The sequence below is a fragment of the Phytohabitans kaempferiae genome, from assembly GCF_042433955.1.
Lineage (GTDB): Bacteria > Actinomycetota > Actinomycetes > Mycobacteriales > Micromonosporaceae > Phytohabitans > Phytohabitans kaempferiae.
This window is the reverse complement of sequence record NZ_JBHLUH010000104.1, coordinates 1-21903: the sequence shown is the minus strand read 5'-3', so window position 1 is coordinate 21903 and position 21903 is coordinate 1. Positions and strand designations below refer to the sequence as shown.

General features: G+C 73.1%; 25 protein-coding genes and 1 pseudogene. 14 read left to right on the top strand and 12 right to left on the bottom strand.

Annotation, left to right across the window (positions count from 1 at the left end; genetic code table 11):
* The first annotated feature begins 256 nt into the window (after positions 1-256).
* From ACFFIA_RS41915 to ACFFIA_RS41900, 4 genes are all read left to right on the top strand, one after another.
* Positions 257-1243, top strand: coding sequence for a LacI family DNA-binding transcriptional regulator (locus ACFFIA_RS41915; RefSeq protein ID WP_377262679.1), 987 nt, complete (start codon positions 257-259; stop codon positions 1241-1243).
* Between the two features lie 62 nt (positions 1244-1305).
* Positions 1306-1581 (top strand): hypothetical protein, encoded by a 276-nt coding sequence (locus ACFFIA_RS41910; RefSeq protein ID WP_377262676.1) that lies wholly within the window; start codon positions 1306-1308, stop codon positions 1579-1581.
* Positions 1578-1961 carry a VOC family protein gene (locus ACFFIA_RS41905; protein WP_377262673.1) on the top strand — a complete coding sequence of 128 codons (384 nt, stop codon included), beginning with the start codon at positions 1578-1580 and terminating at the stop codon, positions 1959-1961. The genes ACFFIA_RS41910 and ACFFIA_RS41905 overlap by 4 nt, the downstream gene beginning before the upstream one ends.
* Before the next feature lie 54 nt (positions 1962-2015).
* A complete protein-coding gene (locus ACFFIA_RS41900) occupies positions 2016-2648 on the top strand; it encodes an NADPH-dependent F420 reductase (RefSeq protein ID WP_377262670.1) in 633 nt (210 codons plus the stop codon).
* Positions 2649-2679: 31 nt separating this feature from the next.
* Here ACFFIA_RS41900 and ACFFIA_RS41895 read toward each other — a convergent pair whose 3' ends face one another.
* The 3 genes from ACFFIA_RS41895 to ACFFIA_RS41885 all read right to left on the bottom strand — a co-directional run bounded on the left by ACFFIA_RS41895 (position 2680) and on the right by ACFFIA_RS41885 (position 5325).
* Positions 2680-3231, bottom strand: coding sequence for a SigE family RNA polymerase sigma factor (locus ACFFIA_RS41895; RefSeq protein WP_377262667.1), 552 nt, complete (start codon positions 3229-3231; stop codon positions 2680-2682).
* On the bottom strand, positions 3228-3809 hold the full coding sequence (locus ACFFIA_RS41890; protein WP_377262664.1) for a permease-like cell division protein FtsX: 582 nt from the start codon (positions 3807-3809) through the stop codon (positions 3228-3230). Before ACFFIA_RS41890 ends, ACFFIA_RS41895 begins: the two co-directional genes overlap by 4 nt.
* A gap of 106 nt (positions 3810-3915) precedes the next feature.
* Positions 3916-5325 (bottom strand): MFS transporter, encoded by a 1410-nt coding sequence (locus ACFFIA_RS41885; protein ID WP_377262661.1) that lies wholly within the window; start codon positions 5323-5325, stop codon positions 3916-3918.
* A 60-nt stretch (positions 5326-5385) separates the two neighbouring features.
* On the opposite strand from ACFFIA_RS41885, the gene ACFFIA_RS41880 reads away from it, so the two are divergent.
* The 3 genes from ACFFIA_RS41880 (at position 5386) to ACFFIA_RS41870 (ending at position 6887) form a co-directional block, all read left to right on the top strand.
* Positions 5386-6051, top strand: a complete 666-nt coding sequence (locus ACFFIA_RS41880) for a TetR/AcrR family transcriptional regulator (RefSeq protein ID WP_377262658.1) — start codon at positions 5386-5388, stop codon at positions 6049-6051.
* Complete coding sequence (locus ACFFIA_RS41875; RefSeq protein ID WP_377262655.1) at positions 6048-6248, top strand: tRNA-specific adenosine deaminase; 201 nt, start codon at positions 6048-6050, stop codon at positions 6246-6248. The genes ACFFIA_RS41880 and ACFFIA_RS41875 overlap by 4 nt, the downstream gene beginning before the upstream one ends.
* A 207-nt stretch (positions 6249-6455) precedes the next feature.
* Positions 6456-6887 carry a hypothetical protein gene (locus ACFFIA_RS41870; protein ID WP_377262652.1) on the top strand — a complete coding sequence of 144 codons (432 nt, stop codon included), beginning with the start codon at positions 6456-6458 and terminating at the stop codon, positions 6885-6887.
* A 596-nt stretch (positions 6888-7483) separates the two neighbouring features.
* On the opposite strand, the gene ACFFIA_RS41865 is transcribed toward ACFFIA_RS41870, so the two are convergent.
* From ACFFIA_RS41865 to ACFFIA_RS41855, 3 genes and pseudogenes are all read right to left on the bottom strand, one after another.
* Positions 7484-7744, bottom strand: a complete 261-nt coding sequence (locus ACFFIA_RS41865; protein ID WP_377262649.1) for a hypothetical protein — start codon at positions 7742-7744, stop codon at positions 7484-7486.
* A 484-nt stretch (positions 7745-8228) separates the two neighbouring features.
* Positions 8229-8504, bottom strand: coding sequence for an FIMAH domain-containing protein (locus ACFFIA_RS41860; RefSeq protein WP_377262770.1), 276 nt, complete (start codon positions 8502-8504; stop codon positions 8229-8231).
* 12 nt (positions 8505-8516) lie between these two features.
* Positions 8517-8966, bottom strand: a pseudogene (locus ACFFIA_RS41855) (alpha/beta hydrolase domain-containing protein); the annotation flags it as partial.
* 373 nt (positions 8967-9339) lie between these two features.
* Between ACFFIA_RS41855 and shbA the strand changes: the two are divergent.
* From shbA to ACFFIA_RS41840, 3 genes are all read left to right on the top strand, one after another.
* The gene (shbA, locus tag ACFFIA_RS41850; protein WP_377262646.1) at positions 9340-9924 is read left to right on the top strand and encodes an RNA polymerase sigma factor ShbA; all 585 of its coding nucleotides are present in this window, start codon (positions 9340-9342) and stop codon (positions 9922-9924) included.
* A gap of 133 nt (positions 9925-10057) precedes the next feature.
* On the top strand, positions 10058-10894 hold the full coding sequence (locus ACFFIA_RS41845) for a hypothetical protein (protein WP_377262643.1): 837 nt from the start codon (positions 10058-10060) through the stop codon (positions 10892-10894).
* A gap of 219 nt (positions 10895-11113) precedes the next feature.
* The gene (locus ACFFIA_RS41840) at positions 11114-12952 is read left to right on the top strand and encodes a hypothetical protein (RefSeq protein ID WP_377262640.1); all 1839 of its coding nucleotides are present in this window, start codon (positions 11114-11116) and stop codon (positions 12950-12952) included.
* On the opposite strand, the gene ACFFIA_RS41835 is transcribed toward ACFFIA_RS41840, so the two are convergent.
* Genes ACFFIA_RS41835 through ACFFIA_RS41825 form a run of 3 tightly spaced genes read right to left on the bottom strand, consistent with a single transcriptional unit; the run spans position 12953 to position 14515 of the window.
* Complete coding sequence (locus tag ACFFIA_RS41835; protein WP_377262637.1) at positions 12953-13642, bottom strand: hypothetical protein; 690 nt, start codon at positions 13640-13642, stop codon at positions 12953-12955.
* Positions 13643-13645: 3 nt separating this feature from the next.
* Positions 13646-14020 carry a PadR family transcriptional regulator gene (locus ACFFIA_RS41830; protein ID WP_377262634.1) on the bottom strand — a complete coding sequence of 125 codons (375 nt, stop codon included), beginning with the start codon at positions 14018-14020 and terminating at the stop codon, positions 13646-13648.
* Positions 14021-14077: 57 nt separating this feature from the next.
* On the bottom strand, positions 14078-14515 hold the full coding sequence (locus ACFFIA_RS41825) for an Lrp/AsnC family transcriptional regulator (protein WP_377262631.1): 438 nt from the start codon (positions 14513-14515) through the stop codon (positions 14078-14080).
* Between the two features lie 79 nt (positions 14516-14594).
* Between ACFFIA_RS41825 and ACFFIA_RS41820 the strand changes: the two genes are divergently transcribed.
* The 3 genes from ACFFIA_RS41820 (at position 14595) to ACFFIA_RS41810 (ending at position 17710) form a co-directional block, all read left to right on the top strand.
* Positions 14595-15914 (top strand): aspartate aminotransferase family protein, encoded by a 1320-nt coding sequence (locus ACFFIA_RS41820; protein WP_377262628.1) that lies wholly within the window; start codon positions 14595-14597, stop codon positions 15912-15914.
* A gap of 25 nt (positions 15915-15939) precedes the next feature.
* Positions 15940-16692, top strand: a complete 753-nt coding sequence (locus ACFFIA_RS41815) for an ABC transporter permease (protein ID WP_377262625.1) — start codon at positions 15940-15942, stop codon at positions 16690-16692.
* A gap of 427 nt (positions 16693-17119) precedes the next feature.
* A complete protein-coding gene (locus tag ACFFIA_RS41810) occupies positions 17120-17710 on the top strand; it encodes a hypothetical protein (protein WP_377262622.1) in 591 nt (196 codons plus the stop codon).
* A gap of 16 nt (positions 17711-17726) precedes the next feature.
* Here the strand turns inward: ACFFIA_RS41810 and ACFFIA_RS41805 are convergent, their stop codons facing one another.
* A complete protein-coding gene (locus ACFFIA_RS41805) occupies positions 17727-18614 on the bottom strand; it encodes a diacylglycerol kinase catalytic domain-containing protein (protein ID WP_377262619.1) in 888 nt (295 codons plus the stop codon).
* On the bottom strand, positions 18611-19648 hold the full coding sequence (locus ACFFIA_RS41800; protein ID WP_377262616.1) for an SPFH domain-containing protein: 1038 nt from the start codon (positions 19646-19648) through the stop codon (positions 18611-18613). The genes ACFFIA_RS41805 and ACFFIA_RS41800 overlap by 4 nt, the downstream gene beginning before the upstream one ends.
* Positions 19649-19676: 28 nt before the next feature.
* Between ACFFIA_RS41800 and ACFFIA_RS41795 the strand changes: the two genes are divergently transcribed.
* Positions 19677-20390 carry an NUDIX hydrolase gene (locus tag ACFFIA_RS41795; RefSeq protein ID WP_377262613.1) on the top strand — a complete coding sequence of 238 codons (714 nt, stop codon included), beginning with the start codon at positions 19677-19679 and terminating at the stop codon, positions 20388-20390.
* 97 nt (positions 20391-20487) lie between these two features.
* On the opposite strand, the gene ACFFIA_RS41790 is transcribed toward ACFFIA_RS41795, so the two are convergent.
* Positions 20488-21081 (bottom strand): hypothetical protein, encoded by a 594-nt coding sequence (locus ACFFIA_RS41790; RefSeq protein ID WP_377262610.1) that lies wholly within the window; start codon positions 21079-21081, stop codon positions 20488-20490.
* Positions 21082-21903: the final 822 nt, after the last annotated feature.

The following is a 21903-nucleotide window of genomic DNA, read 5'->3' as shown; positions in this document are numbered from 1 at the left end:
GTCGCCGCCGCGCCACCTCGCGCCCGGGAGCGCTCCTCGCCACTGCCATGCGAACCCCACATGTCCGGCATCTATGTTTGCGCAAACACAATGCTCGCAAGCGAAACAGGGTGGTGACGTGCGGGAGATGTTTACGCAAACATTGCAGGGTGATACTGTCACCGCCGTCAGCCGATCGTCAACCCCGACCCGGAGGCCCTCGGCCGTGACCGACCAGCAGCCACGGCCGCGCCAGCGACCCAGGCGCGGTGTGTCGATGGCCGACGTCGCGCGCCTGGCCGGCGTCTCCGCCCAGACCGTCTCCCGGGTCTCCACCGGCCACCCCGGCGTGGTCGGCGCGACCCGCGAGCAGGTGCTGGCCGCGATGAAGCAGCTCGGCTACCGGCCCAACAGCGCGGCGCGGGCACTCAAGCGCGGCGAGTTCCGCACGATCGGCGTCATCCTCTTCACGCTCGCCACGACCGGCAACAGCCGCACGGTCGAGGCGATCGCCAACCACGCCGCCGAGGAGGGCTACGCGATCACGCTGATCCCGGTCGCCTCCCCCACGCAGGACGGCCTGCTCGGCGCGTTCACCCGGATCGGCGAGCTGGCGGTCGACGGCGTCATCGTCATCATGGAGGTCCACCTCCTCGACACCGCGACCGTGGTCCTCCCGCCCGGCGCACAGGTCGTGGTCGTCGACTCGGACGCCGGCGACCGCTACACCGTGGTCGACACCGACCAGGCCGACGGCGCCCGGCAGGCGGTGCGCCACCTGCTCGACCTCGGGCACCGCACGGTCTGGCACCTGACCGGGCCGGCCGGCTCCTTCGCCAGCCAGCGCCGCGCCGACGCGTGGCGGGCGATCCTGACCGAGGCCGGGCGCCCCGTCCCCGAGGTTCGGCACGGCGACTGGTCGGCCGAGTCCGGCTACCGGGCCGGGCTCGACCTGGCCGCCGAGCCCGGCTGCACCGCGGTCTTCGCCGCCAACGACCAGATGGCGCTGGGCCTGCTGCGCGCCTTCCACGAGCGCGGGCGCCGCGTGCCGGACGAGATCAGCGTCGTGGGCTTCGACGACATCCCCGACGCCGCCTCGTTCATCCCGCCCCTGACCACCGTCCACCAGGACTTCACCGAGGTGGGCCGGCTCTGCGTGCAGGCCGTGCTCCGCCAGATCCGCCACGAGATCACCGAGCCGGGCACGTCGCTCGTGCCGACGAGGCTCGTGGTCCGCGCGAGCACGGCCGCACCTCCCGCCTGACGCACGCCGCCGCACCGGCCGGCGACGGTGGGCGGCTTGACGCGCGGGGCTACGTCAGCCCGATGAACGAGCCCGGCAACTCCTTCGACGGCAGCCCGTGCGGCCAGGAGGGCACGCGGCGACCCCGCCTGCGCCACGCGCGTCAACGCGGCATCCAGAGTGGACTGTGCCTGGACGTCTCCGGCGCGGCGACCGCCAACGGCAGCGCGGTGATCCTGGACCTGCACCGGTGCCGCCAACCAGCAGTGGCGGCGTTCGTAGCACCGACCTCGGGGCTGCCCGAACACCGGTTCGAGCAGCCTCCGATTAACTCTATACGGTGTATAATGATGGCATGAAGATCACCTCCTCGGCCGTCTCGCTCAACGTCGACGACGTCGCCGCGTCCAGCGGCTTCCTGATCAAGCACTTCGGCTTCCGGGAGGCGATGGCCGCCGACGGCTTCGCCTCACTCACTCGGGACGACGCGGGGATGAACGTCGTCTTCCTGCGGCGCGGCCTGGAGACCCTCCCCGCCGACCAGCGCGACGATCACGCGCGCGGGCTCATCCTCGCGTTCGTGGTCGATGACCTGGAGGGTGAGCTGGCCAGACTCCAGGCCGAGGGCGTGCCGATCACGATGCCGCTCACCGTCGAGGAGTGGGGCGAGCGGGCGTTCCAGGTCCGTGACCCCAACGGGGTGATCGTGCAGCTTGTCGACTGGAATGGTGCGGTCTGATCTCTCACACCGACGGCGGGTAAGCGTGCCCGGGGCCTGGTGGTTGCTCCAGACATGAAGATCGGAATCATCGGCTCCGGCAACATCGGCGGCACGCTCACCCGCCGCCTCCAGGCGCTCGGCCACGACGTCACGGTGGCCAACTCGCGCGGCCCGGAAACGCTCATGGAGCTCGTCCAGGAGACCGGCGCGACCGCCGGCACCGCCCGGCAGGCCGCCGAGGCCGGCGAGATCGTGGTGATCGCGGTCCCCGTGGCCGCGGTGCCCGACCTGCCGGCCGACGCTCTGCGCGGCAAGGTGGTCATCGACGTCGACAACTACTATCCGCAGCGCGACGGCCACATCGAGGCGATCGACGACAACGCGGTGACCTCCAGTCGCTGGACGGCGGACCACCTGCCCGGCGCCACGGTGGTCAAGGCGTTCAACACGATCCAGTCCGGCCACCTCTTCGCCAACGGGCGCCCGGCCGGCGAGCCGGGACGCATCGCGCTGCCCGTGGCGAGCGACGACGCGACGGCCAAGCGCACCGTGATGGGGCTCGTCGAGGAGCTCGGCTTCGACCCCATCGACGCGGGCACGCTCGACGAGAGTTGGCGGCAGCAGCCCGGCACTCCGGTCTACACCGCCGACCGCGACGCGGACGGCGTGCGCGAGGGCCTCTCCTTCGCCGGCCGCAGCCGCTAGCCCGGTCGACCGCCGTCGTCGGGCGACCGGGTCAGCTGTGGGCGAACTCCTCGCCCAGCAGTGCGCGGAGCCTGGTCAGCGCGCGGGCGCTCTGCGTCTTGACCACTGACGGGGAGACCTCGAGGATCTCGGCGACCGCCTCGACGCTCTGGTCCTCCCAGTAGCGGAGCACGACGATCGCCTGGTCGCGTACGGGGAGCGTGGCCAGTGCCGCCATCAGCGTGACGTGCAGCTCGGCGCTCGCGCCGGCCCCAGGTGCCAGGGACTCGGGCAGCTCGGCGAGTACCAGCTCCGTGCTGCTGTGCCGCTTGCGCTGGTCGAAGAGGGCGTTGACGAGCACTCGGCGGCTGTACGCCTCGATGTTGGCGGTGCGCCAGATCCGGGGCCACGAGGCGTACATGCGGGCGAACGTGGTCTGCGTCAGGTCCTGGGCGAGGTGCCAGTCGCCGCACATCAGGTACGCGACGCGCCGCAACCGGGGCGCCGAGGACCCGACGAACGCCGTGAACTCCTCGTCGCGCTCGGCTCGCTGGCGCCCGCGGGCCGTGCCCCAGCGGGCGATCGGACCGGGAGGCTGGGTCACTCGCCCTCCCCCGACGCCGGGTCGCTCGGGCAGGTGACGTGGACGACGGCTTCCACGCCGGGCAGGTCCTCGACGTCCTCCCGGAATTCCGGCCACCCCGCCGGCTCAGCCAGCGTCACCCGGAACGCATCCCGCAGTTGGTCGGGCTTCACGGCATCGACCAGGTCGGGCGCGTCCTGGTACATCTGCCGGAACCGCTCGTAGGCCGCCTCCGTGCTCTCGTACACCACCTCGCGCACGCGCGGGTCGGAGCGCATCATCCAGCCGAGAGCGGCGCGCTGCTCGTCGGTGACGTCGTGGCTCAGGAAGACGTTGAGGCCGCTCATCCACTCCCCCGCCCGGTCGCAGCCTGGTGTCGTGCCGATCGGCATCGCCGTGGGCGCCGGCGGGCCGCCCGCGACGTTGAGGGTCAGGAGGGTGGCGAGCACGGCGACCACGGCGGCCGCGCCGCCCGCGAGGAGGTGGCGCCGGCGGCGCAGGCGGCGCCCCTCGGCGATGGCCTCCCGCGCCACGCCTACCGCCGGTGGTGGCTCGTCGCGCAGTGCCCGGTCGAAGAGCATCCGCAGGTTCTGGTCCATGGCTCGCTCCTGGTCGGTGGTGGCTTCCCCCTCTATGACTGCGTGGGCCGGCCGATCGGTCACATCTCCGCTCGGCGTCGCGCGGAAAGGACCGGGCATCGGTGTCTCAGCCCCGCGTGGCCACGGCCTCCTCAGTGGACGGTGCCGCGCGACCCAGCACACGCGGCACCGTGAGCGCGATCGCCGCCGCCACCGCGAAGAGGGCGGCCGCGCCCACCAGCCCGGCCCGGTAGCCTCCGGCGAGCGCGGCCGGGGCACCGCCCGCACCGGCGAAGCCGGCCGCCACGAGTGCGAGCACCGCCAGCCCCACGGCGGCGCCGACCTCCTGCGCCGAGTTGATCAGGCCGGAGGCGGCGCCCTGGTCCCGCGCCGCGACGCCGGTGGAGGCCGCGATGTACGTGGGCGCGTACGCCAGCCCGCTCCCGAACGCCAGCAGCAGCATGCCGGGCAGCACGTCCGTCCAGTAGTCGCCGTCGCCGGGCAGCCGCGCGAGCAGCAGCGCGCCGGCGGCGAGCAGCGCCAGGCCGGTGGTGAGCAGCCGGCGTACGCCGAAGCGCGTGGTGAGCCTGGCCGCCCGTGGGGAGAGCAGCAGGATCAGCAACGTGATCGGCGCGAACGCGGCCCCCACCGCCAGCGGCGGATAGCCGAGCACCACCTGTAGGTAGAGCGTGAGGAAGAAGAGGGTCGCGCCGAGCGCGCCGGCGTTGAGCAGCAGCGTGAGGTTGGCCGCCCGTACCCCCGGCAAGCGCAGCAGCGCGAATCGCAGGACGGGCGCCGGCTGCCTCCGTTCCACCAGGGCGAAGGCCGTGAGCGCCGCGGCCGCCGCGGTGGCCGCGGCGAGCGACCAGCCGCGGGCGCCGTCCTCGGCAAGCCAGCTCAGCGCCAGGATGGCGCTGGCCAGACCGCCGGCGAGCAGGAGCGCGCCGGCCAGGTCCAGGCGGGGCCGGTCTTTTCCAGATCCATGTGGTACGAGCAGCGCGAGCACCGCCACGACAACCAGTCCAACGGGGACGTTGATGAAGAAGATCCATCGCCAGCCGAGAAACTGGGTCACGGCTCCGCCGACGAGCTGGCCCGCGATCGCGCCCGCCGAGCCGACGCCCGCCCACAGCCCGAGTGCCCAGTTGCGCTCCGGCCCCTCGGCGAGGCTGGCCGTGATGGCGGCGAGGGCGTTGGCGGAGACCATGGCCGCGCCCACGCCCTGAAGCCCCCGGGCGGCGAAGAGCTGCCAGTCGCTCTGCGCGGCGCCGGCGAGGATCGAGGCCGCGACGAAGACGGTGAGCCCGGCGAGCAGCATCCGGCGGCGGCCGAGGAGATCGCCGGCGCGGCCGGAAACGATGAGCAGGCTGCCGAAGGTGACCGTGTACGCCGCGGCGGTCAACTGGACGCGGCTGTCGCGCAGCCCCAGGTCCGCACGGATCGACGGGACGGCCACATTGATGATCACCACGTCGAGGATCAGCATGAACTGCGCCGCGCAGAGCGCGGTCACGGTCCACCTGGCGCGCGACCCCATGCGACCTCCCCCATTATCCCTACGCCGTAGGATTTAAACCCTACGCCGTAGAATCGCGGCATGGCAACCGCACCATCGCGCCGCCCGGGCCGCCCCCGCCCCGGCGAGCCGGCCCTGACCAGGGACGCGATCCTGGCCGCCGCCCTCGCGATCGTGGACGAGCAGGGCCTCGACGCGCTGAGCATGCGCAAGCTGGCCGCCCGCCTCCAGGTCGACCCGATGTCGATCTACCACCACGTCCCCAACAAGGCTGCGCTCGTCTCCGGCCTCGTGCGGGCCGTTTTCGCGGAGATGCCGGCGCTGGTCGACGAGGGTCCCTGGCCCGAGCGGGTACGCGAGTGGGCGCGCGCCTACCGCGACCTCGCCCTCGCCCACCCCCACCTGGTGCTCCAGATCGTCACGGACGCGGCCGCCGCCTCGGAGGCGGCGATCCTGATCAGCGAGCCGCTGTACGCGGCACTCGACAGCGCCGGCCTCGACCCCCGGGCGGTGACGCACGCGGCGGGGACGCTGGTCGACTTCGTCCACGGATACGCGCTGGGCGCCTCGTCCCCCGCCGTCTCCGGCGACCCGATGGGCGAGCGGCTGGCGGCGATGGAGCCCGCCCTGGTGCCCACGATGCGACGCGTTGTCGCCGCGGCCCACGCCGAGCCCGCCCCGCCCGGCGGCTTCGAGGCCGGCCTCGACATCATCGTCCGCGGCATCTCGCCGGCGGTGACCCGGTGACGCCGGACGAGATGGTCGGCGCCGCGCTCGCCGTCGCCGAGGCCGGGCTGGCCGCCGGCGAGCAGCCGATCGGCGCGGTGGTCGTACTGGGCGGCATCCGACGCGAGGAGAGCCGCGAACTGTTTCGCCGCTGGTGCGCGACGGTCCCGGATTCGGCCGCGCGCCGCTGGGCCCAGACCCTTGTCGACGGGGCATAGCGCGCCGACACACCGGATGTGTGGCGCTCCAGCCGTCCGGCCACGCGGCGCCGCCCCGGGCGATCTCGGGGCCTTCACGGTCGCGCGGCGCCGCCCGGGCGGCAGCGGGCAGGCGTTGATCACATCGAGTAGCATGCCCTTCGGAGCGGTCGCGCTCCGCAGCGGATACGAGCGGGCATAGGCGCCGCTGACGAAGGGCGGATAGTCGTGACGAAGCTCGGGCGGCTCGGCAAGCTCGCATTTCTGAGCGCCGTGACCAGCGGCGCGCTGCTCGCCAGCACCGCCGCGCCAGCCCACGCGGCCTGGTCGACGTTCGCCGGCCAGGCCGGCACCGCCGTCGTGATGGCGTGCAAGACGGCGGTCGACGGGGGCGGGTTCGGCCCGCTGTGGGAGATCACCCTGGTGGCGGCGACCACGCCCGGCCGCACCGCGGGAGCCCGCTTCGAGGTGCGGCGCGGCAGCAGTCTCGTGTCGCGCGTGGACCTGGCCGCCAGCAACGGCTCGTGGGACGTCAAGACGACCTGGGCGTCGCGGATCCTCGGTGACAGGTACACCGGGACGGCGGGCACGGGCCTCACCAGTGGCGAGGGCGCCGGCGGAGCAATCGGCGGATCGTTCTCGTCCATCGCCAACTGCTGATCGGGCGCAACGGACCTCGCTCGGTCGAGCCGAGACGGAGTCCAGGCGGCGTCCGGTGTCGCCGGTCGTCTGGGCCCGTCGCAGACCCTGGTGAGACCCTAGACGATCTATCCCAAGGGACAGGTTTGGGCTGCCGCGATGCTCGTGGCGGTCCGGACGGCTTCGCCCTGCTTCGGGTCGTTTCCGATGCGGAAGCAGGTCGATCCCAGCCCGACCCTGACGCGCTCCCGGCTCCGCCGCTGTGCGTCCGTGGCGATTTCTGACCCCATAGAGCCTGTTGCAAAATCGTCAGACTCGCGCGAACTGAGGGTCGCGCTAACCCTCGCTGGCCGCCGTTCGACGGCCAGCGACCGATACAGCCGTGTTCTTCTCGACACTCACTGTGATCGACACTCACTGTGATCGAGCAATTTTGCAACAGGCTCCATAGGGTCAACTCTTCGCCACGCACGGACCCGACCCCTCGGCCTGGAGGCCGCGGTCGACCGGCCCCGGGCATCGGCGACGCTCACGGGTCGTGACACGTCAGCCGCTGGAATAGGTCATTTAGGACCATGGAGACCACCAGTCGAGCCGGCCTGGCCGCAGCGGTCCGGTCACAGCTCGCTCAGGGCCCGCTCGAACAGGCGGCTGCGCAGGCGGGAGAACTCATCGTGCTCGGGCCGCACGCCCTTGTCGTCCTGAAGTACGAGGTCCTGGAAGCCGCCCATGCCCTGTTGGTACATGGTCAGGATGAGCCGCAGCACCAGCCTCCGCTCCGCCGGGTCGTCGCCAGCGCGATCGAGATCAGCGGCCAGCTTTCCGAGACTTTGGGACAGACGCAGACCCTCACCGGCCGAGAGGACCAGCTCAGCCATCTCCCGGAGTATCCGCTGAACGCCGTCCCCGCCCTCATGGCCTGCCACGACAAAGTGCCCCGATCCAGGATTCGACTCCGCAAGGCACAGTACCGTCCGGGAGGACGATGCGCCGACTGGCGAGCGCTTGGCGTCGAGGTGCCCGGCCGCGCCGCGGTGCGGCGGGCTCATCTTTGGAGAGGCTGTCGAGCTGGGCGCACCGACGCAGTTCCGGGATGACCATGGCCTCAGCGCGGGCCCGAACCGGTGGCGTGGGCCGAGCGAGCGGAAGCCGGGCCGTCGCTCAGCGGTCAAAGCCCCAGGCCCGCAAGAGGTCCAGCGGTGGCACGGCGCCCGCGGTGGCCCGCTGGAGGCGCCCGGCGGAGGACGGTGGAGTAAGAGGGTTGCCCAGACAAACAGGCGTCACCGTCCTCCGCAGAGCACACCGGAAAGCACGGGGAAAGCGCTTTCCAGGCGTGGACGCTACGCGAGGCGACCGGGCGTGTCAATCGACGAGCGCGACGATCGCGATGAGTGCGAGCGTCGGGCGGAGCACGGCGTCACGCGCGGCCCGGTCGCCCCGGATGTCCTTGGTGGCCACGGCGACCACCTGGAGCAGTTGGGCGCTCGCCGCCGCGTCCCTGCCGGCGACGCCGTGCCGCTCGGCGCGCAGGAGGCGGTCCCGCAGCGCCGCCCCGGTGCGGGCGTCGATCCGGCCGGCTGCCGCGTACTCCGCCACCAGCTCACGGATGTCGGAGTACCAGGCGGGGTCGCGGGTCACGTCGCGCGGGACGTACCCGGCGCGCACGCTGGCCCGCGCCGCCGAGGTCGCCTTGTCCACGTAGGACAGCACGTTCGGGTACAACGCCGCCAGTTGCGCGTCGGTCAGCGGCTGCGAGCTGCCGTCCAGGAAGCAGAAGCCCGGTCCGGTGTTGGTGCCGCTGTTGACCCGCAACGCCGCCGCGTGCTGCGCGAGCCGGACGCCGCCGAGCGCGAGGCCCAGCTCGTCCCGCGCGATCACACCGTCGGTCATCTGGATTCTCGGAGCGGTGGGCGGCTGCTTGCCGTACGCGACCCAGTTGACCGTGTGGTCGTACACCGCGTTCTGCGCCATGTGCTGCGGCACGCGGGACAGCGACGGCAGCGCGCACGTCTGCGGCTCGCCCGGATAGCCGCCGGGGTAGGTGCCGATGTCCCGCTTGCGCAGCGGCCCGTAGTCGGTGATGAGCTTCCAGTCGCCGTGCGACGCGCCGTGCCACTCGTGTCACGCCCGGGCACCGAGGCTATCAACGAATGTGGACGCCCGCCAGATCGCGCGGACCTCGACGTCCACCCGGATGCGGTACGTCCCTCGGGCGCCTTACGCCTGCCTGACGGTCGCGTCGACCGCCACTAGCGGTCTACAGTGGACGCGCTGGCTCCACCTCGGACGCTGGCGGGGCGGTGGCGGAGACTCCACCACCGGCTCCTCGTCCAGGTGGCCGAGCAGCTCCTCGGTGCGGGTCAGCCGGCGCCGGCCGGTGTCACCGCCAGCCTGCTCCGGTGGCCATTTATGCTGGCCGCCGGTACGGTGCGGAGGTTGAACCCCCGGTAACGAAGGTGCGTCCCCCCACGTCATGACGGCAACGATCGATCCGCAGCTCGTCGCCCGCGCCGGCCGGCACGACTCCGCAGCCACGTCCGCGTTGCTCGCTCAGCTCCGTCCAGGGCTCGTCCGGTACTGCCGGGCGCGGCTGGGGCGCATCGGCGGCGCGTACACGACCGCGGACGACGTGGCGCAGGAGGTGTGCCTCGGCGTGCTGCGGGCGCTGCCGCGCTACCGCGACCAGGGGCGACCCTTCTCCGCCTTCGTGTACGCGATAGCCGCCAACAAGGTCGCCGACGCCCAGCGCGCGGCGATCCGCGCCTCGTCGGCCGTCACGGCGAGCGACGACGTACTCGACCGGCCGGACGTCGCGCCCGGCCCCGAGCAGCAGGCCGTCTCCACCGACCTGGCCCGCCGGCTCTCCACCCTCCTCGACCGCCTCCCGCAGGCGCAGCGGGAGATCATCCTGTTGCGCGTCGCGGTGGGCCTCCCCGCCGAGGAGGTCGGCGAGGTGATGGGCATGTCCGCGGCGGCGGTGCGGGTCGCGCAGTCCCGCGGGCTGGCCCGCCTGCGCACGCTGGCCGGGAGCGCGTTGGACGAGGTGAGCGCCGCATGAGCGAGCGCATCATCAGGCACAGACCGCCTGGAGCCCCATGCCCGCCCGCAGCGAGGACGAGCATGAGCGAGCGCATCATCAGGCACAGACCGCTTGAAGCCTCATGCCCGCCCGCGGCGAAGCGAGGACGGGCATGAGCGGCTCGGGCAAGGAGCAGCAGCCGGTCGGGCTGGCACGGATCGCCGCCGACGACGAGCTGCTCGACGCCCTCGGCCGTGGCGAGACCCCCGACGGCGACCTCACGACCGAGCTGCTCGCCGCCTGGCGCGCCGACCTGGCGGACGAGGCGCCCTCGCCGGTCGCCACCGACCCGCCTCCGCCGGTCGCCACCGGCCCGGCTGCCGCCGCTGGTGAGCCGCCGGCTCCGTCGGTGCGGGTCGCCGCGGGCGACCCGGCCCGGAAGCGGCGGCTGGTCCAGGCCCTCCTCGGCGCCGCCGCGGCCGCGGTCGTCGCGGTCGGGTTCGCCGTCTCCACACACCAGGCCCAGCCCGGCAGTCCACTGTGGCCGGTGTCCAAAGTGGTCTACCCGCAGCGCGCCGAAGCGCTCGCCGCGGAGAAGGCCATCGCCGACGCCCGCACCGCCGCGGCGGCCGGCCGCGTGGCGGACGCCCGAGCCCTGCTGGCAACGGCATCTGCCCACATCGCCCGCATCGACGACCCCGCCACGGCCAAGCGGCTCCGCGCGGACGTCGACGCCCTCATGGGCATCTTGACCGCCGCCGCCCCGCAGCCGCCCACCACCACCGCACCACCGGCGCCCCCACCGTCCACAGCGCCCGCGCCCGGCACCGGCCCCTCGGCCCCGTCGACCTCGAAGTCTCCGCCCCCACCGAGCGGCGGCGCACCGGCGCCGGAGTCCTCCCCGTCCCCGCCGGGCGGCGGGCTGCTCCCCGACCTGCCGCTGCCCACTCCGCTCCTGCCGCTCCCCGACCTCCCCCTGCCCTCGCTCCTCCCGATCCTGCCCGGCTGACCATCCGCCGCTCCTGCCGCACACCTCGCCGGTCCTGCCCGCGCGGCACGCCGTCCGCTCGCGCGCCGCGCCCCGGCACATCCACGCACACCACCGTCACGTCCACCGCCGCCGCGACCGCGCCCCGGCTGACCACACGACCGGGCGAGACGGCCGCGAGCGCACCAAGCCAGCGGCGGGATGGCGTGTCCTACCGACCGCCAAAGGCGTTTTGTAACCGTGGAGTCCGAGCGCACGCCCACACCTTTCCCGGCGCCGGCCGGCAGCCTGTTCCTGCGGCACTACGACCGGCTCGCGCGGATCGCCTACCTGGTCGGGCCGCCCGGACGGGGGCCGCAGGGGCGGCTGGTCCGGGCCCACCGTGACGTGCAGCGGTCACTGCCATGGCGGTCGGGGGCGGAGCTGACGTACCCGGAAATGCGCCTGCGCGTGCTGCGGGCCGCGACCCGCCCGCGGTGGCCGCGCCTGCCGGTGCTCATCACCTGGGCCTGGCACACGACGGTGAGCGGCGGGATCGCCTACCGCACGGTCACCGACGGCCTGGCGCGGCTCGGCGCGCGGGGGCGCGCGGCCTACGTACTCGTGGTGGTCGAAGGGCTGACCCGCGCGGACAGTCTCGCCGTGATGCGCGAGCTGGGCTGGTCGGACGCGGAGGAGGCGATGACCGCGGCGGCCGCCCTGGTGGCGCGGCTGCGGGACGAGCACGGGCTGAGCGGTGGGCAGCAGCGGGCCTTGCTGGCCGAGTCGCCGGCCGACCCGACCGTGGTGCGCCTGCGCGCGCCCGACCCGCTGGGCGTGCGGCTGCTCCGGGCCGGGCGGATCGCGGCGGTCGCCGTCGTGGTGCTCGCCGCCGCGCTGGTCGCCGGGCTGCGGTCCGGACCGTCCAATCAGGACCAAGCCGGGGTACGCGGCGCGGCGCCCGCCGAGCCGACCGTGGCCCGCGTGCCGGCCGACGTGTGGACGGGGACGAGCGAGTTCACGCTCGCCGCGTGGCCGACCCGGGGGTCGCGGGCCGGGGACGAGGCGCTGGTGCAGGCCGCCTCGTCGGCGTGGCAGGTGGGCGGCGCCGGCGACCGCGCGGTGACCGTTACCGCGTCGGCCGGTGCCGCGCAGGATCCGCCGGTGGGCGCGCCGCGGCTCCTCTTCGCCGGACCGGTCGACGGTGTGCCGGTCGTGGTGCTGGCCGACGCCACGCGGGTCGCCACGTACGCGCAGCCGCCGAACGGTAAGCCCACGCTCACGATCGGGCCGGCGCCGGAGCACGACGAGTACGCCGCCAGCGCCCTCCGCGTCCCGGCCGGCGACGGCAAGGCGCGGTACCTGCTGGCGCCGTGGGCCACCGGGGCACAGGTACGCGCGCTCAACGGCTCGGGCTGGCGGGACGTCGCCGCGCGCGACGGGCTCACCGAGGCGGTCACCGTACCGGCCGCGGGCCGCTGCTGGAACGGGCCGCTGCTCCGCATTAAGTCCACATTGGTCGGACAGGGCCTGCCCTTCACGCTCGGCGACTTCGGCACGAGCGGGCTGGCCCACCTCATGTACATCCCGCCGGGCGCGCCGGGGCCGATCGCCCGCCCGCACGAGTTCGACGCGACGGGCGGGCCGGGTCTCTGGGGGCGGCTGGGCTGCGCGCTCACCGACACGCCCGGCCGCGGCGCCGGCTCGGTCACCGCGTGGGAGCTGTGGCGCGGGCGCCTGCCGCAGGGCACGGCGAGCCTGGTCTGCCTGCGTACGGCCGAGCCGGGCAGCGCCAACCTGGTCACCGCGGTGGTCGTCACCGGCAGCTCGACGGTGGTGGCGGCGGCGACCGGTACGCGCCTGTGCAGCCGCTACGCCCGGGACGTCGTGGTGAGCTGGTGGATCCGCAAGGCCGACGGCCAGTGGTACCACATCGCGGCCGGCAGCCACGCGGTGCGGCGGATCAGCGTGCGGACCTCGGCGGGCTCGCGGCAGGGGTCGACGCCGGTGGTCTCCGGTCCGTGGGCCCGGCGACCGGCCGGCGAGGTGACGGTCGAGGCGAAAAACGACCGGGGCCAGGCCGTGCCGGTCCTCCAGTGATCAGGCGGCGCCCTGCCTCAGCATCGGCGCCAGCGCCCACCGCCGCGCCAGGACGGCTCCCCCGGCGAGCGCGGCGCCCATGACCAGGACCTCGACGAGCAGGACCGGTGCCGCCGTGCTGTAGCCGGCCCTCGCCGCGAGCCACATCGTGACTGGTGTGGCCAGCGCGCCGGCGACCGGGATCGCTACCGCGATGGCGGCGACCGTGCGCCCGCGCACCGGATCTTCGCGCATCCCCCGATGGATGGCGACCAGGACACCTCCCAGAAAGACCACGATGCTGACCACGTAGCGGCCGACCCACTGCATCGGCCCATCGCCGAACGGGAGGGGGACCAGCCACCAATGCCAGATCATCAACCACGCCAGGACCAGGCCCGGCGCCGCCCCGCCGAGGCCGATGAGCAGCAGGCGGCGAAACTCGTAGGACACCTGGCGCACCCCCGCGCTCTGCGCGAGCTCCCGCGCGAAGAGCCCGATGTCGGGACCGATCAGCTCGTCCGGAGGCGTGCCATCGACGGCCGCCCCGACCAGCTCGCGCCGGAGGTCGACGCGGAGAGCGATCCGATCCTGCTCGACGACACGCATCCGCCGCCACTCACGGTCGGCGCGCTCGATCGCCCGCTCGATCGCGGCCTCGTCGACATCCATCGTCGACTCGTCGGCCCGGTCGTCATCTGGCTGATCCATGGCTCACCTCCCACCGGTCGACGGCAGGGCGTCGACCAGCGTCGTATTGATCATCTCGGTAAAGTCGGCCCACTGCCGCGCCCAGCCGTCGAGTGCCGCCCTCCCCTGCCCGGTCAGCCCGTAGACCTTGCGGGGCGGACCGGACGGGGAGGCGTGCACCTCGTCGGTCACCAGGCCGAGCCGGCGCATCCGGGTGAGCAGCGGGTAGACGGTGCCGTAGCCGACCCCGTCGAAGCCGGCCGCCTCCAGCCGGCGGACCAGCTCGTAGCCGTGGGCCGGCGCCTTCGCCAGCAGCGCGAGTAAGCACATGTCGAGCACGCCGCGCAGCAGCTGGGTGCGCCGTTCGGCGGCGTCCTCGGGACCGGCAGCAGCTATCATGCCTCGCATAATACCGCAGCTATTAGGCGCCGCCAAGTAGTCGGTCCGGCGGCCACCCTAGTCGGACTTCAGGGTCTTCATCGTGAAGTGGGAGTTGAGGCGACCCACGCCCGGCGCGGCGAGCAGGCGGGCGGTGAGCAGGCGCTCGTACGCCGCGAGGTCGGGCACTGCCACGTCGAGCACGTAGTCGGGCGAGCCGAACATCCGCCGCACCTGCACGATCTCGTCGACCGTGCCGACCCACTCCTCGAACCGCTCGACCGACCGCTGGTCCTGTACGGCCAGGTCGATGAAGACCACCACCTCGAAGCTGCGCCCCATCGCCGCCGGGTCGACGCGGGCGTGGTAGCCGGCGATCACGCCCGTCTCCTCCAGCCGCCGCACCCGCCGCAGGCACGGCGACGGCGTGAGCCCCACGCGGTCGGCCAGCTCGGTGTTCGTCAGCCGGGCGTCCCGCCGCAGCTGCGCGATGATTGCGCGGTCGATTCGATCCACGCCGCAATCGTGCAAGAGCGAACACCATCGGGCAACGAGTCGCAATCGCATTGCCGAGCATCATTGTTACGTTGAGCGGGTGACCCTCTCCGCAGCCGCACCCGCCGCGGACTTCTGGCGGGCGGCCGAGCGACACCTGATCCGATACGGCGGGCCCTTCACCCCCGCCGTCATCGAGCGGGCCGCCGGCTCGTACGTCTACGACAGCACCGGCCGCGCCATCCTCGACTTCACCTCCGGCCAGATGAGCGGGCTCCTGGGACACAGCCATCCGGCCATAGTGGACACGGTCCAGCACATGGTATCCACATTGGACCACCTCTTCAGCTGGATGCTGAGCCGCCCGGTGGTCGACCTCGCGACCGCGCTCGCCGAGTCGCTCCCAGACCCGCTCTCCAAGGTGCTCCTGCTGAGCACCGGCGGCGAGTCGAACGAGGCGGCCGTGCGGCTGGCGAAGCTCTACACCGGAGGGTACGAGGTCGTGGCGCTCAGCCAGTCGTACCACGGTGTCACGCACGCCTCGGCCGCCGCCTCGTACAGCGTGCCGCGCCGCGGGTACGGCCCGGTCATCCCCGGCAACATCGTCATCCCCGCGCCGGACGCCTACCGCCCGACGGTGATGCGGGACGGGCGGCTTGACTGGCGGGCCCAGCTCGACCAGGCGTTCGCGATGGTGGACGCGCAGTCGGTGGGGAGCCTCGCGGCCTGCATCGTCGAGCCGATCCTCAGCACCGGTGGCATCATCGAGCTGCCGCCCGGCTACCTGGCCGCGCTCAAGGCGAAATGCCACGAGCGGGGGATGCTGCTGATCCTGGACGAGGCGCAGACCGGGCTGTGCCGCACCGGCGACTGGTACGCGTTCCAGCGCGACGGAGTCACCCCGGACATCATCACGCTCTCCAAGACGCTCGGCGCCGGCCTCCCGCTCTCCGCCGTGGTCACCTCCCCCGAGATCGAGGAACGCTGCCACGAGCGCGGCTTCTACTTCGCCACCACGCACACCTCCGACCCGCTCCCGGCCGCGGTCGGCCTGGCGGTGCTGGAGACGCTGCGCCGCGAGGCGCTCGACGCGGCCGCCCGGCGGCTCGGTGACCGGCTCCGCGCCGGGCTACTCGACCTGCGCGGGCGGCACGAGGCGGTCGGCGACGTACGCGGGCGCGGCCTGCTCCAGGGCATCGAGCTGGTCACCGACCGCCAGACCCGCGCCCCGGCCAACGCGCTCGGCGCGGCGGTCACCCGGGCCTGCTTCGACCTCGGGCTGCACCTCAACATCGTGCAGCTGAGCGCGGTCAGCAGCGTGCTGCGCATCGCACCACCGCTCACCATGAGCGACGACGAGCTGGACCTCGGTCTGAGCATCCTGGACGAGGCGCTCGCCACAACGCGCGCAGCGGGCTGACCGGCTCCCCATCGGGTACAACCGCATGGTGGAAGCAGCCACCATCAAGCCGAGCTTCGGGTACGCCGCCATCCTCGTCCTCCTCGCGGCGACGGCGACCGCGCTGGTGACCGTGGGGCGCATCGGGCTGGGACGCCAGGTGCTCACGGCGAGCCTGCGCGCGGTGGTGCAGCTCGCCGCGGTCTCCGCCGTGATCGTGGTGGTGCTGCGGTCGTGGGGGCTGACCACCGCGTTCATCGCGGTCATGCTCTCCATCGCCGCGATGACGTCGGCGCGGCGCATAGGGCAAGGGCGCCAGGCCCTGCTCACCGGTGCGGCCATCGCGGCCGGCGCGCTCCCGGTCGTCGGGCTGCTGCTGGCGTCGGGAGTCGTGCCGCGGACGCCGATCGCGGTCGTACCGATCGCCGGCATCCTCATCGGCGGCGCGATGACCGCCACGTCGCTGGCCGGTCGCCGCGCGATGGACACGCTACGGACCCGGTTCGGCGAGGTGGAGGCGGCGATGGCGCTCGGCTTCCTCGACCGCGACGCCGCGCTGCTGGTGTGCCGCCCGACCGTGGCCGACGCGCTGGTGCCCGCCCTCGACCAGACCCGCACGGTCGGGCTGGTCACGCTGCCCGGCGCGTTCGTCGGCGTGCTGCTCGGCGGCGCCTCACCGGTCGAGGCGGGCGCCGCCCAACTGCTGGTGCTCGTCGGGCTCCTCGCGGTCGAGGCGACCGCCGTGCTCGCCACCGTCGAACTCATCGCCCGCGGCCTGATCCCCTGGCCGGCCCGCTGACCGCCCGCCACCGCCCATAGGGCCAGGAGACAGATCCGAGCTACCGCGATGCCCGTCGCGCTCCAGACCGCCGCTCCCGCAGCCTCACCCTCCGCGTCCCCACGCTCCGCGTCCACGCTCCGCGTCCGTGGCGACTGATTGACCCTCCAGGGTCAACTTTCGCCACGCACGGCCCGGGCCGTTCGCGAACAGCTCTGACCGACCACACTCGACGGTCGGCGCGGCGGGTCAGGTCGTCTACCGTGCCGCGGAAGACGAGCCGCCCCTTGGCGAGTACGGCCAGCTCCCGGCAGGTCTGCGCGATGTCGTCGACACACGCCGGCGGTTCACGCCTTCAAAGCGGCTTCTCAGCCACGGCCCGGGGCCTGGTCGGACGGCGGCGACGGCCATCGATGAAGCCGAGGTGAAGCAGCCCTCTGCTTAGATCATGACCATGACGGACGTGATCGCCCCGCGCCGGGCCAGGCTGACCGACCGCTGGCCCACCGGACTGGCGCTCGTCACCGTGGCGGGGGCGATCGGGCTGATGGCGCTGGTCGACAAGGAGGCGCTGTTCTTCGGCCCAAGCGTCACCGTGATGGCCGGGATCTACATGCTCGCGTACGTGCTCGGCCGGCCGTGGACCGCCTGGTTGGCGTTCGCGGTGATGAGCACCGTGATGGCGGGGCTGCACGTGCTCCACATCTTGGACGTGCCGGGGGCCGACCCGTTCGTCGGCATCGTGGTCGTGGTGGTGCTGCTGTGGCTCGTGGCGGTGGTGCTGCGCCGGTTCCGCGACGGTGACACGTTCTCCGTGCAGACCGGAGGCATGGTGCTCTTCGCGGCGGTCACGCTGGTCTGCGCGGCGGTCGCGCCCCGGCTGGGCACCGCGCTTGCCGGCGTGGGCTTCCTCGCGCACGGCGTGTGGGACGCGTACCACTTCAAGGTGGCCAAGGTCGTGCACCGCACCTGGTCGGAGTTCTGCGCGGTGATCGACATCCCGGTCGGGATCGCGCTGCTCGTCGTGGCACTGGTCTGACGGCCGGCGCGGCGGGTCAGCGGCGCGGCACGATGCGGAGTGAGCGCTCAGCCAGGCGGACCCGCAGGCGCTGACCCCAGCCCAGCTCCAGATGGTCGTCCTCGAGCCCGTCGGCGAAGGCGACCAGCCGCTCCGACTCGCTGGTCAGCTCCAGCCACTCCCCCGGCGCCAGGCGGCCCTCGGTGAGCGAGGTGCCGGTCGCGGGCGAGGGCCACGCCTCGCGGATGAACCAGCACAGCGCCGGCTCGGTGGGCGCGGGCAGCGCGGGCGCCCGCGGCAGCGAGCGGGCGATCGAGGCGCACCAGCCGGTGGCGCCGGTGCCCGTGCCGACGACGATGCCGGAGGAGGACTGCCGCTCCCGGGCACCCTCCGCCCTGCCCAGCACGTAGCGCGCCGACTGGTGGCTCGGATGTCCGATGTAGACCTCGTTGAGCCCGTGCAGCCGCTGGCCGTCGTCCAGCTCGGCGACCACCATCGCCCGCTCCTCGACCGGCAGCGGGCGGCGGAACAGCGCGGCGACGCCGGTGGGGGCGTGCTGCACGAGCACGCCCGGATTGCGCTCCGGCTCCGGGTTGACGCCGATGACCGGCTGGCCGTCGAGGTACTTGGCGACGTTGGCGACCAGCCCGTCCTGCCCCACCGCCAGCACGACGTCCTCCGGCCCGAAGAGGAAGCGCGGCAGGTCGTCGCGGTCGACGTGGCCGCGCCGCCAGTCGGCCGGCACGGCCGCGCCCACGGCGGTGAGCGCGGCCGCCAGGGCCTCGTGCCGCCGCCGCACCTCGGCGAGGTCGCGGCCGCGCTGGCGCAGGAAGTAGCCGGCCGCGCCGAGCGTGCCGTGCCGGGCCAGCAACTCGTCCAGCTCGCTGCGACGGGTCACCGTCACCAGCCGGGGCGGCAAACTCATCGCTCGCCGTCCTGGTGCCCGTTTTGCTGGGCGAGGCGGCCGACGAGCTTGGTCACCACGTCGGGGGTGATCGTCAGCTCACCGATCTGCGGGAGCTGGCCGGCGAGCTTCTCCAGCGCGAGCGCGTAGAGCACCGACTCGGGCATGTCGCGGTATGCCGCCAGCCGCGCCGCCTCCGCCTCCGCCGAGGCGAGCCCGACCGCGCGGACACCGTCGGCCCGGGCCTGCTCGCGCACCCGCTCGGACTCGGCGGCGAGCCGTGCCCGGTCGGTCTGGCCCTGGCTGGTCACCAGCTTCGCCGCGGAGTCCAGCTCGGCCGTGCGGCGGTCGTTGGCACCGCGCTGCTCGACGAGCTGCTGCTCGCGGCGGGCCAGCTCGATCTTGTTTTGCAGCTCGTTTTCGGCGATGGCCCGCTCCTGCTCGACCGCGACCGCCCGGCGCGCGTACGTCGCGCGGTCGGCCTCCTGCTGCACCGCCTCCCGGGTCGGGGTCTGCAACGCCCGCTCCACGTCGGGCTCGGGGCGGATCGCGACGACCCGGGACGAGACCACGCTCGCCCCGATCTCGGTGAGCCGGGGCTCGCCGGCGAGGGCGGTCGTCACCGCCTCGCGGATGGTCGCGATGCCGGCCAGCGCCTCGGTGAGCGGCACGCGCGCGAGCAGGTCGAGCGCGGGCTGCTGGGCCAGCTCGGCGAGGAGCGTGGCCACCTGGTCGAGCGGCTGGCCGCGCCAGCCGCCGCGCAGCGGGTCGATCGAGAAGTCGAGGCGCGTGGCGGCCACCGCCGGGTCGCTCATCCGGTAGGTCACCGTGGCCTGCACCGTCACGTCGGAGAAGTCGGCGGTGCGGGCGTGGAACAGCAGCGGCAGCTCGCGGTCGTCCACCGGCACCTCGGAGAGCACCGCGTTGAGCGGCCGGTACCAGAACGAGGTGCCGATGCCCTCGTGCCGCACCCGCCCGCGCACGACGTGGCGGACGTAGGCCGTCGGCGCCCCGCGCAGGTGGCGCAGGAACAGTCTCCTCGTGATGTCGGCCATCCCGACCCCTCCCTCTGTTATCGTCGCAATGACGATAACCGTCGAGGGCACTTATCGTCAAGGTGGTGATAACTCCGTGGGCCAGATCTCCGTCACGGTCGACCTCGTGGTGCTGACCATCCGGCAGGGCGAGCTGTGCGTGCTGTTGGTGGAACGCGGCATCCCGCCCTACCAGGGGCGCTGGGCGTTACCCGGCGGCTTCGTGCACGAGGACGAAGACCTGCTCGCCGCCGCCGGGCGGGAGCTGCGCGAGGAGACCGGGCTGGCCGCCGCCCCCGGCCACCTGGAGCAGCTCCGGACGTACGGCGAGCCGGGCCGCGACCCGCGCGGACGGGTCGTGAGCGTGGCTCACCTCGCGCTGCTCCCCGACCTCCCGGCGCCGGTCGCCGGCTCGGACGCGGCCGGCGCCTCGTGGCACCGCCTCGCCGCCATCGCCGGGCCGCTCGCCTTCGACCACGGACGGATCCTGCGCGACGGCGTCGAGCGGGCCCGGGCGAAGCTGGAGTACACGCCGCTGGCGACCGCCTTCTGCCCGGCCGAGTTCACCATCGCCGAGCTGCGCGGGGTCTACGAGGCGGTGTGGGGCACCACGCTCGACGCCCGCAACTTCCACCGCAAGGCCACCACCACCGCCGGCTTCGTCGTCTCCACCGGGCAGCGCACGCAACGCGTGGGTCGCCCCGCCGAGCTGTACCGCCGGGGCGACGCCGAGGTCCTGCACCCCCCGCTGCTGCGGGCGTGAGCGCGGACACCGCTGGCCGGGTCCCTCGGGGGGTGGGGCGGGGACCCGGCCAGCGGCTGCCTTATTCGGTTGTCACCGGATTCGGTGGTTACCGGCGTCAGCTGTTCCAGTGGTCAGCCACGAGATTCGCGGCGTGCGTCTCCCACTGCGCGTAGTGGAACGGGTACGCCGACACCTGCACCGCCTGCGCGGCCTCGGTCAGCGGCATGTCATGCCAACCGTCAACCCGCTTCAGTGCCGACAGGAACGCGGTCGTCGAATACTCCGGATCGGTGATCTGCTCCACCGAACCCCAACCCGACGACGGACGCTGCTGGAACAGGCCCTGCGAGTCATGGTCGTTGGCGTCACCCAGGTGACCCAGGTTCTCCAACTTGGACTCCTGCAGCGACGTGGCGATCGCCACCACCGCGGCACGCTCGTCCATACCGGCCTTCTTCGTCGCCGCGATAATCGCCTTCGTGTTCGCGACCTGCTCGTCGGTCATCTTGATGGCCGACTGCTTACCCTGCACACCGTGCGGGATCAGCTTGTCCATACCCGGCTTGTCGGCCACCACCTGGGCGACGGTGACAGATTCCGGGGCGGGCGCGGGCGAGGCCATCGCCGCGGACGCCGGGCCGATCAGTGCGCCACCGGCGAAGGTGAAACCGGCGACGGCCGTAATCGTCTTGCGCAGCAACGTGTTCATGCTCAATAGCTCCATTCCAGGGGGACGCGCGCGACCCCGCCGAACCGGAGACGCGCATGCGAGCACCATTGAGGCGCTACGAGAAAGGGGATACAGACGCCCACCGCCATTGGCGGGCTGGTGCGGTCTGCCGGGACATCCAACGACCGGGCCCGGCCCGTCATTCCGCACACGGGGCCCGTCACACACGCCCCGCGTGGGCTGCTCTCCGGGCCGCCATTGTCAACGACGCGGGCCCGCCCATCATTCCGCGGACCCGGCCCGACACGCGCCTCCGCGAGGCTGCTCCGTGGGCCGCCTGTACAACGACGCCGGCCCGCCAACCATTCCGCGAACGCGGCCCGACACGCGGCTCACGCCACGCGCCGCGTCGCAAACCGGACGCCGCGCGCAGGCGGCGCGTTCCCGGATCCGGGGCACGTTGGTGACCTCAAGAGAGCTTTCGCGGTCGGGGTTGGTGTCGCTTCGCGACGCGAATTCTCGTCGTGCCTGCGGCGCGCGCTTGGGCTGCGGGCCGGGCACGCAGGGCTGGGCCTGGTCGGTCGAAGGCGTATCCGCTTGTCCGCGAGGGCGGGGACGCTGGCGGTCATCAAGATCCAGGTCGTGCGTGGCGAAAAGTTCACCTTCGGTTCGGAGGGCAATTGGTCGCCACGGACGAACCATCTCGCTCAGCGGGCTCGCTCGTGCCCACACCGGCCCCTGTTGCCACGCTGCTGCCGGGCCTGGTCGCTTCGCAAAGGGACTATGTCAGGGACATACACCCTTTAGTGCTTTGTCACTTCTGGGTGACTGGTGATGATTTCCGGTCTGTGGCTTGGTTTC

Coding starts and splice junctions, on each gene's coding strand:
- ACFFIA_RS41830 (WP_377262634.1), bottom strand. CDS start 14,020: ATGATAGCTGCTGCCGGTCCCGAGGACGCCGCCGAACGGCGCACCCAG.
- shbA (WP_377262646.1), top strand. CDS start 9,340: ATGACGGCAACGATCGATCCGCAGCTCGTCGCCCGCGCCGGCCGGCAC.
- ACFFIA_RS41885 (WP_377262661.1), bottom strand. CDS start 5,325: ATGGGGTCGCGCGCCAGGTGGACCGTGACCGCGCTCTGCGCGGCGCAG.
- ACFFIA_RS41805 (WP_377262619.1), bottom strand. CDS start 18,614: ATGAGTTTGCCGCCCCGGCTGGTGACGGTGACCCGTCGCAGCGAGCTG.
- ACFFIA_RS41910 (WP_377262676.1), top strand. CDS start 1,306: ATGAACGAGCCCGGCAACTCCTTCGACGGCAGCCCGTGCGGCCAGGAG.
- ACFFIA_RS41900 (WP_377262670.1), top strand. CDS start 2,016: ATGAAGATCGGAATCATCGGCTCCGGCAACATCGGCGGCACGCTCACC.
- ACFFIA_RS41880 (WP_377262658.1), top strand. CDS start 5,386: ATGGCAACCGCACCATCGCGCCGCCCGGGCCGCCCCCGCCCCGGCGAG.
- ACFFIA_RS41800 (WP_377262616.1), bottom strand. CDS start 19,648: ATGGCCGACATCACGAGGAGACTGTTCCTGCGCCACCTGCGCGGGGCG.
- ACFFIA_RS41865 (WP_377262649.1), bottom strand. CDS start 7,744: ATGGCTGAGCTGGTCCTCTCGGCCGGTGAGGGTCTGCGTCTGTCCCAA.
- ACFFIA_RS41915 (WP_377262679.1), top strand. CDS start 257: ATGGCCGACGTCGCGCGCCTGGCCGGCGTCTCCGCCCAGACCGTCTCC.
- ACFFIA_RS41845 (WP_377262643.1), top strand. CDS start 10,058: ATGAGCGGCTCGGGCAAGGAGCAGCAGCCGGTCGGGCTGGCACGGATC.
- ACFFIA_RS41835 (WP_377262637.1), bottom strand. CDS start 13,642: ATGGATCAGCCAGATGACGACCGGGCCGACGAGTCGACGATGGATGTC.
- ACFFIA_RS41905 (WP_377262673.1), top strand. CDS start 1,578: ATGAAGATCACCTCCTCGGCCGTCTCGCTCAACGTCGACGACGTCGCC.
- ACFFIA_RS41795 (WP_377262613.1), top strand. CDS start 19,677: ATGACGATAACCGTCGAGGGCACTTATCGTCAAGGTGGTGATAACTCC.
- ACFFIA_RS41790 (WP_377262610.1), bottom strand. CDS start 21,081: ATGAACACGTTGCTGCGCAAGACGATTACGGCCGTCGCCGGTTTCACC.
- ACFFIA_RS41810 (WP_377262622.1), top strand. CDS start 17,120: ATGACCATGACGGACGTGATCGCCCCGCGCCGGGCCAGGCTGACCGAC.
- ACFFIA_RS41890 (WP_377262664.1), bottom strand. CDS start 3,809: ATGGACCAGAACCTGCGGATGCTCTTCGACCGGGCACTGCGCGACGAG.
- ACFFIA_RS41815 (WP_377262625.1), top strand. CDS start 15,940: ATGGTGGAAGCAGCCACCATCAAGCCGAGCTTCGGGTACGCCGCCATC.